The 9,003-nt window shown below is 47.6% G+C and carries 5 protein-coding genes; all 5 read right to left on the bottom strand.

The genetic code is table 11. The features are described 5' to 3' along the window. Positions 1–3: 3 nt before the first annotated feature. Positions 4–1,044: a FecCD family ABC transporter permease gene (locus tag BM082_RS04930; protein ID WP_241810495.1), complete on the bottom strand. Its 1,041-nt coding sequence runs from the start codon at positions 1,042–1,044 to the stop codon at positions 4–6. A gap of 8 nt (positions 1,045–1,052) precedes the next feature. Next, positions 1,053–2,072 carry an ABC transporter substrate-binding protein gene (locus BM082_RS04935; protein WP_017017234.1) on the bottom strand — a complete coding sequence of 340 codons (1,020 nt, stop codon included), beginning with the start codon at positions 2,070–2,072 and terminating at the stop codon, positions 1,053–1,055. Positions 2,073–2,207: 135 nt separating this feature from the next. Continuing rightward, a complete protein-coding gene (locus BM082_RS04940; protein WP_241810496.1) occupies positions 2,208–3,044 on the bottom strand; it encodes a thioesterase II family protein in 837 nt (278 codons plus the stop codon). Between the two features lie 2 nt (positions 3,045–3,046). Beyond that, a complete protein-coding gene (locus BM082_RS04945; protein ID WP_074925533.1) occupies positions 3,047–7,738 on the bottom strand; it encodes a non-ribosomal peptide synthetase in 4,692 nt (1,563 codons plus the stop codon). Further along, positions 7,735–9,003: non-ribosomal peptide synthetase (locus BM082_RS04950; RefSeq protein WP_139218771.1), on the bottom strand; the 1,269-nt coding region annotated here is incomplete at its 5' end. The genes BM082_RS04950 and BM082_RS04945, both read right to left, overlap by 4 nt.

The following is a 9,003-nucleotide window of genomic DNA, read 5'->3' on the forward strand; positions in this document are numbered from 1 at the left end:
TTTCTATTCCACTTTTTTCTTTATCAGGTAGACAAAAAGAGGACCCCCAACCAACACACAAAGAATACCCACAGGCACATTGTGAAGTTTTGCAAGGGTGTCGGCAACGCAAACAAGCGCGGCCCCTATCAGTGCTGAAATGGGAAGTCTTTGCCTATGGTCAACACACTGAATATGTCGTTTGTTATGTAGCGTTAGCCGTGTGATATGGGGCGCAATGAGTCCTACAAAAGAGATAGGGCCCGCAACTGAAACCGTTGCTGCAGTAAGCACAACAGCGATAAATCCCAAGGTAACCCTCCATACGTGAACAGGAAATCCTAATGATTCACATGTGATGTCTTCTAACATGAGTAGATTCAAGGGTTTTGAAAATACGACACCCAATAACAACCCTATGAAGGCAAACGGGATCAGTAAAACGGCATGTTGCCAAGTGCGGTCCATCAAACTGCCGGTCAACCAAAAATAGATACCGTTTGCATCCGCTTTCGCGGTAATGAGAACAACCACGATTGCTGCATTAAAAAAAAGCGAAATACACATACCTGAAAGCGTGAGATGCAAAGGGTCTAGTCGCGTCTTCCATGCAATAAGAAACGTCACGAAACCGGCAGAAAACCCGCCGATTGTGCCTACTGACAAGAGCGCCAAAGGAGGAAGCGTCGACCAAGCCATACAAACAACAATGGCGAATGAAGCACCGGCACTGACACCCATAAGATCGGGCGAACCCAGGGGATTACGGGTAATGGATTGCACAATATTACCCGCCATTCCGAGTGTTGCTCCAACAAAGAGTGCGATAAGGAACCGCGGGAGCCTCAGTTCGATCACCAGAAATGTTGACAATGAATCAGACGGTTGCAGAAACGCTGTGGCGACCTGTGATGCTGAAAAATAGACTTCCCCAGTCATCAGCGACGCCAAGCCCGAGAAAAAAATTAAGGCAAAGCATACCGTCACTACAAGAAACTGACGACGCCGAAACATTCGTAGAGGATGCGACATCCCTTTCGGTAACGTTGATGTTGGATGACTCATTCAATACGTTACCTTTCAGAAAAAACGAGTGGTTTTGCTCTCGCGGCGTCTGGGATGTCACTTGGCTCACTGAAGGTCGTTGGGTAAAGAAGGTAGGCGAGCTCCTTTAACACCATTTCTCTAGCGATAGGGCCATGGGTCATTACATACTGATCGCCCACTCGATAGGCACGGGATGTTTTCACTGCGTCGAGTCTTTGCCAAACAGGGTGGTAGCTGATGGGCTTGTCATCCCCCGTAAATGAAATGATCACATCTGGATTTAATGTGAGGAGTTTCTCCATGGATAACACGGTCGCATCCGGTTTTTTTAACTCCGGTGTTGGGGTGGGTCCCATGGTGTAATCGCCTCGGAGTTCGCGCATGATATGCGTGGTAATATGGTGGTCATAAAAGGCATAAATCGTATCAGCCCAATGCCATAGGAAGACGACGCTTACCCCGCCAGGGGCTTTTCTGTTATAGGCACTCAATGTGTTCTCGAACGCAGCGTTTATTTGCGTTCCCGCGCTGTGCTTGCCCAGTGCATCTGCCAGAGCCGCGATGGAACGGTGGGAATCTTCTAATGTCACGAGATCGAAGGTAAGCAAAGGCGCAATCTTTTCAAATTGACCTGCAAACGGTTCTGCATATTGCTGTAAGCCAACGATCAGGTCGGGGTTTAACTTGGTAAGTTGTTCCATGTCCGGTTCATGCACTTCGCCCAGGTTAATGACATCATTGACCTGTTCGCCTAGAAAAAGAGATTTGCGATGTTGAAGTGTTGATAGCCCTGTTGCCTGTTCCCCGAGTGCTTTTAGTGTGTCAGCGCCAAACGTAGATATAGACGCCACAGAGTCAGGGGGGGAAGAAAGCGTCACCACTTTCCCTCTATCATCTGTCACGGTAACGGGATAAGCGCTTTCAGCATGTATCTTCTGGCTGAGCAGTGTTGCCGTTAAAACCCAAATAGCAGTATATATCTTGTCTTTAAGCGCCGAGGTTGTACCAGAACCTAATGGGATCGCTTTCATCCATGAGCCGCGCATAGTGTTGTCTTCCAATCTAATTCAGGGAGTGAGATTTCAAGTAAGAAAGATGGTAAACATCCAAATATATTCATACTACCCGAATCGGGATTGAATACCCCGCAAACGTGCGGGGCATCCAATCAGGCAGGAGGGTTACGGCAGGTGATAAGGTGTTGTTGGAGGGAACACCACGTTATCGTCAAAAGCTTCCATAATGGTTCTCATTACTCCCTGATAGTGTTCTGCGAGGTAAAAATGGCCGCCTTGAAAAACACGTAACGAAAACGCCGTTGAAGTTTGATTACGCCAAAGCAGTGCATCTTTTCTGCTCAACTCGTCATCATCTTCACCGATGAGTTTGATAATGGGTAAAGGAAGTGGAGGGCGCTTTGCGTTTCGCTTCCCATAGCTTTCAATGAGCTTGTAGTCAGCTCTCAGTGATGGAAGGATCATCTGCAACAGGTCTTCATGCTCTTGTAAGAAAGAGAGAGAGGGGTTAAGCCTCACTATTTCTTGAATAAGGGAACCATCAGAACTGATATGGAAATGCGTTGGATTCGCGTGGCCAGGTGCATCCGTCGCAGATGCAATGAGTGTTTTCGGGAGCTTAAATCCCGCATCAAGTAACTTTAGCGTTAGCTCATACGCAATAGAAGCGCCCATGCTATGGCCAAAAATAACGAAAGGCTCTCTGAGTAGTGACGGATTCTCAAGGAATTGCGTAAAGAGGGCAGAAACCATGTCTTCCATATTGTCGATACAGAGGTGGTTTAGCCTTTCCTCTCTTCCTGGGTATTGAACGGCGATAAGCTCAGTGTGCGCTGGAACAGCATCTCGCCACTGCCTAAAGTAACCGGCTGATCCGCCAGCATGAGGAAGACAAAATATGCGCTGACGAATACTTTCTCCGGTTTTAATCACTCTAAACCAAGGCGTTTTAACGCCGGTTTTTGACCCACGGTGCGCATTGAGTTGTTTGACGTTATTCAACGTTATGCTCCCTCTTTTTGTTTGCTTGCCTTTACGCTATCGACTTTTTCAACGAATACGCGGTTGATGGCTTCTTTATAGTGCGCAACCAAAGGCTCAAAGTATTCCTTTGTTATCACAAAGGGCGTTTTGTCGAGAGTAGCCAATGCGGATTCCGTATTGTCGATACGGTACTGATGGTGACCACCTTGCTCCATGCCATGTTTAAAATAGCGATTAATGAAGCCTCTACCGAAACTATCAGCGAGCTGCTTATCCCATGTCGCAAAATCTACCGATTTGAAATGGCATCCCAATTCATTGAGCCAACAATAGATTTGCTCGCCAGTGTGGCTATGACGCGAGACAACATGATAATTTTCGCCTTTGCCTTGAATGTACATTTGACTAATTTCAACGATAGCGTCTGCAACGATATTGACGGGTGTTGTGCTAATCAAAATGCGCGACTCCGGGTAAGCCGCAATGCTCAAACATGTCCTGAAGAATTTCACAAAGGCGTCATCGTTAATGAATGGGGCTTCGAGCGTGTTATCCCATGTAATGGCACCTGAACGATAAATATTCACAGGGACGCCTTTCTCTCTCGCGCGATAGAAAATTTGTTCAGCCATGTATTTTGTATGTTCATACGTGAGTTCAGGTTTGTGCCATGGCCCATCAGGGGCAACAGATTCGAGTACAGGCGGCTCATTTTCCTCGTAGGGAAGGCGATAATGCACACCGATAGTCGACATGTAGTGAATGGGTTTAATTTTGCCAGTTGTCGCGAGTTCAATTGCGTTGGCAGAGCCTTTAACGTTAATGGGGTAAAGCTCGGAGAGCGGCGCAATAAGGCTGATCAATGCTGCAATATGCAAGACTTTATCGATGTTCTGAGAAAGTGATTGATATTGCGCGTCGTCAAGGCCGTATCTTTCTTTCGTTAAGTCTCCGGGAATGATGTTTATTCTTTTAGTATCGATCTCCCAATCTAAGCCCTGATCGGCGATCACTTTTCGGATACGGTTGTAACCCTCACTTTCATCTCGACAGCGCACTAAACAATAGAGTGTATCGTCGGTTTTATCGAGTAGCATTTTGAGAATATAGACCCCCAGATAGCCGGTTGCGCCAGTCATAAATACGTTTCCTGACTGAGCTCTCTGCTTCTCTAATGGCGTTGCATTTGGGAAATTTCTCAAGGCATTTGCGCACAGACTGTCGAGGTCGATGGATTGTCGGAACGCCTCTTCCGCATCTTCTGACGCTTCCAATACGTCTACCATCTTTTCAAAGACTGCGTTATTAAAAATCATGTCAATATTGACAATAAAACCAGCTTCAGACAGACGGTTTAATAACTCAACCGCAGTCAGACTCGATCCTCCTTTGAGGAAAAAGTCGTCAGAGCGATAGATATGATCTGTTTTTAACAAGGCTTTCCATATCTCAGCGAGTTTTAATTCCAGCGGCGTTTCAAGCGGTAGCTCTTCTGTGTGCTTGTTCACAATGAGTGTGTCGAAACAAGCTTTTAGCGATATACGATCAACTTTTCCGTTGTTGCTCAGAGGTATCGAGGACATCGTTATTACATTTGAAGGGATCATGTAGCCCGGCAGTAACGCTGCAAGATCATTTTGTACACGATGAATCATGTCATCTGTTGCTTCTTCAACCTTGTCTTCGCCATGCAATACCTCGGTATTGAAGACAAGGGCACAGACCAATTCAGCAGGGCCAGACCTAACTAAGGCAACGGCTTGTTGCACATAGCTAAGCTCATTCAATGCCGCTTCGACCTCACCCAACTCAATTCGATGACCTCGAATTTTGACTTGATTATCTTGGCGCCCAAGAATTTCAATAACACCATCGGGGCGGTACCTGCAAATATCGCCTGTTTTGTACATTCGTTCACCAGAAACAGGATGAAGAATGAAGCGCTCACGCGTTCTTTTCGGATCGTTAATGAACCCTTTCGCAACTCCTGGACCACCTACCAGCATTTCGCCCGGCACCCAGTCGGGACAATCTTCATACTGGTTGTTTTGGATATACAGTCTGTGATTTCTCAATGGCAGGCCGTAGGGAATACTCGTGGCTCCTTCGGGCACGTCCTTTATCTGGTTGGCAATACAAGTGACAGATATTTCTGTGGGGCCACCCAGACTGTTGAGTGATAACGTCGGTAACATTTCATGAATTTTTGGCGGCAGCGACACGGGGATCCAATCACCGGAGATAAAGGCAAGTCTTAAGGTAGAAAGATCCATTGAACGGCTGTTCTCACATAATGACATAAGCATTTGCATGTGGGCGGGGACAGAGTTCCATATGGTAACTCTCTGATGTTGGATTGTTTTTGCCCACACTTCGGGGTTATTCCTCCATCCATCGCCAGGAAGTACCAATGTTGCGCCCGCACTCAACGTACAAAAGATATCCAATACAGAAAGATCGAAACTGTAATTAACCAAAGCAAGCGTTTTGTCGTCACTTTCTATACCGAATTCTGCATTAAAGCCTGCAATGGTATTACCAACACCTTCATGCGTCAGCATGACGCCCTTAGGACGCCCAGTCGTGCCTGATGTGTACAGGATATAAGCTAATTGGTTACGGGTATCTGATTGTAAACCTTGATCAATAATGCGTGATAATCGTTGTTTCAATGCCAGATCATTTCTCTCTAGCGTTGGGGGTTCAGCGATCACCATGGTTCTGATATCAGCTGGCCAGTTTAGGTTAGCGTCAGTTTGAGCAGTCAATATTAATCGGATGCAAGCATCGTGAAGAATTGTGTTTCGTCTCTTTTCAGGTTGGATGACATCAATAGGCACGTAAGCCCCGCCAGCAAGAAGTATGCCCATGATGGCAGCTATTTGCTGAGGTCCTTTATCCAAGAATATGGCAACGGGCTCGCCAGGCTGAAGCCCCTTGTCGAGAAGCGTATCGGCAATAGAAAGAGACCATTCGGCCATATCGCGATAGGTGAAGGTGATGGGTGTCTGCGCATCATGAATCAGTGCCACTTTATCCGGTGATGTGATGGCATGATGGCAAAACGACGCATGAAGAAAACCTTCTGGAAGCGGCGCGTTTCTTTCTGTATTGAGTTTCTTACGCAACGCAATACAGTCTGAATTTAAGGAAACAGGCATGCGACTGTTCCAGTGCCCTTTTGACTTAGACAAAGAAAGGAGTAGGGTTTTGAACGCATCAAAGGCTTGTTCTATGACGCCCGGTAGGAATACACCTTTTCGGATATCCCAATCTACGCACAATGCGCCTTTTCGTTCTGTGGCTTGGCAATCCAGCCAAACCTGAGGTGTTTGCGTAATCCCAAAATTCAATTTTGCATCATGCATAAAGGCATTGTTGGGTAAGGCTTCACCACTGACGCCGACAGTGCTGGTATAAACAACGGGAATGAGCGTATTACTTTTTCTGTCCTTGGTCATATCACGCAGAACATCAATACCAGTGTAACTGTCGTGCTCGAGGTCCTTCCAAAGTTGATGCTGAAGGGCAACAGCCCTTTCTTTAAAGTCACCGCCGCGGTCGTGTGCTATTTCCAACACATTCACTGCAATAAAATCGCCGACAATACGATTCACGTCTGGATGCGGCGCTTTGCGGTTGAGTAATGTCAGGTTGATGCAAAAGTCATCGTTTCTAGACCAACGTTGTAACACCTCCGCGAAGGCATTCATCACTGCACCAGATGGCGTGATGTGATGTGACGTAGCGATTTGACATAACGCTTGCCACTCAGGGGGAGATACCTCTAACGACAGCCTTTCAAAACTTGGCTCGCCGTCAGGTATTGGGTGAGCTGGTGGATGGATGTTCTGATGAATGGGTAATTCAGGGGCACCAGGTAACGACGGGATACGCTGTTGCCAATATTGACGATCCACTTGGTATTTTGAATCACTTTCTTGCTGCGAATGACACGCTTGCTGGTAGAGCACAATGTCACGGAAAGACACATTTATTGCGTCGAGTTCTTTTTCTGGGTGTTGATACAACTCCCCCAATTCGGCCAAAAGGATTTGGATACTGGCAAAGTCGGCGATCAATAGATCGGTGGAGTGGTGAAGTATTGAACGATCATCATGTTGCGTTAGCCGTAATTCATACAGTGGCCAACATGTAGAGTCATAGCGGCGATATGCCATTTCATTTCGAGCCTGGATGATGGCGGTTTCGAAAGCACTAGCGGATAAGCCTTTAGTGTCATGGCATATAACCTCGGGGAGAGTGACATGCTTTAAAATCTGCTGTTTACCATCAGTACCAATAACAGCACGAAGCATCTCATGACGAAGGATGAGTTTGTGCCATGCATTTTCTAGGCGCGCATGATCCAGCCGTGGCATGTCAAGCTCGATATAGGAATGGCAGCCTACGCCTCCCAACTCATAGTTATTTCTTCTCCCGACAATATACGCCAGTTGTAAATCAGTGAGCGGGAAAGGTTCGTAACGATCCTCTGGGTAAGCCGTTAATGTAACCTCGTCCGGAACATGGTTAAGAAAACCGATGACCTCGGATTTTTTTGCCAATAATATCGATTTAAGTTCTGCTGTCATCACACCCTTGGGTGCTTTGAACTTAAGTGCTTCTCCTTCAACCCAAAGTTGAACGCCACGGTTTCTTAACGCCTCAACGAAGGCTGAAACCTCCATCCCTTTAGTAAACATCTTCATAGCGAACCCTCCTCAAAAATATCTGAACCTTCCGTTTGCCCCTCTGCGAGGTTTTGCCATTGTGCTGATACTTCCTGTGCAAACTCAGCAATGCTTGGTGCCGTAAACAACAGTGAAAGGGGAATAGCGTTAGGGCTAATGCGTTGTTGTTGCATGGTTTGCACAATCCTCGTTGCTGCTAAGCTGTCTCCACCAATCATGAAGAAATTGTCATGGCGCGAAAGCCGATCTATCGCGAGTTCAGCTTCCCAAATTTCTGCAACCTGCTCTTCAATGGGTCCAATTGGCGCTTCATAGTGAGTGTCTGATTGCCGCTGTAATTGATGAGACAAAGACTTTCTATCCACTTTGCCATTAGCGCTGAGGGGGATGTCATCAACAACGGCCAGCGTTGAAGGCACCATATAATCAGGCAGCAATGCGCGGAGTGGGTCTGTGATGTCTGTATGCGCGAAGGGAGTATCGTCGGTGGATGCCGACAAGACGATCGCAGCGGCCAAAGAGGCGGGTTGGCCAGATGGCGTCAGCACCACAGCAACAGCCCGTGCGATACCCTCGAGGCGGATCAAGGCACTTTCTACTTCACCCAGCTCAATGCGATGCCCACGTACTTTGACTTGATGATCAAGTCGACCAAGAAATTCTAAATTCCCGTCCGGCCAATACCGCCCTTGGTCGCCCGTACGATACCAGCGCATGACAGACGCATCAGGCACCGTGTCAGACGAGGCTTCCACAAAGCGGGCATGGGTGAGGCTTTCATCTCCACGGTAGCCCGTCGCGACGCCATCGCCGCCAATCCACAATTCACCGGGCACCCAATCAGGGCAGTCTCGGCCTTGCGCATCAACCACACGATAAACCTGATTAGCCAGAGGCTTGCCATACGGGATGGAGGTCCAATGGGCTGGGAGTGGGGCATCGGGGTCGAAAGCGTCATAGGTATTTGACCAAATGGCCGCTTCCGTTGCTCCGCCCATGGCCGCAAGACGAACCTGATGGCCGTTAAGTGCAAACAGACGCTCAGGAATGTCCAGACCAATCCAATCCCCGGAGAGCAGCACTTGTTCGAAAGGCAGAGATGCATGAACACTTTCTGCCACCACCATGAGCATATCAAGCAAGACAGGCACAGAGTTCCAGACGGTAACGTGATGGTGCTGGATCAACGAAAGCCAAGCACTGGCATCACGGCGGCTGTCTTCCTCCACCATCACGATAGCCCCTCCGACACTGAGCATACCGAACAAGTCATAGACAGAGAG

It is taken from the genome of Enterovibrio norvegicus DSM 15893 (assembly GCF_900115495.1).
In the GTDB taxonomy this organism is placed as follows: Bacteria; Pseudomonadota; Gammaproteobacteria; order Enterobacterales; family Vibrionaceae; genus Enterovibrio; species Enterovibrio norvegicus.

What these genes read in the sequence shown, in the direction of transcription:
- BM082_RS04930 (WP_241810495.1), bottom strand. Translation starts at nt 1,044, where the DNA reads ATGAGTCATCCAACATCAACGTTACCGAAAGGGATGTCGCATCCTCTA.
- BM082_RS04935 (WP_017017234.1), bottom strand. Translation starts at nt 2,072, where the DNA reads ATGCGCGGCTCATGGATGAAAGCGATCCCATTAGGTTCTGGTACAACC.
- BM082_RS04945 (WP_074925533.1), bottom strand. Translation starts at nt 7,738, where the DNA reads ATGAAGATGTTTACTAAAGGGATGGAGGTTTCAGCCTTCGTTGAGGCG.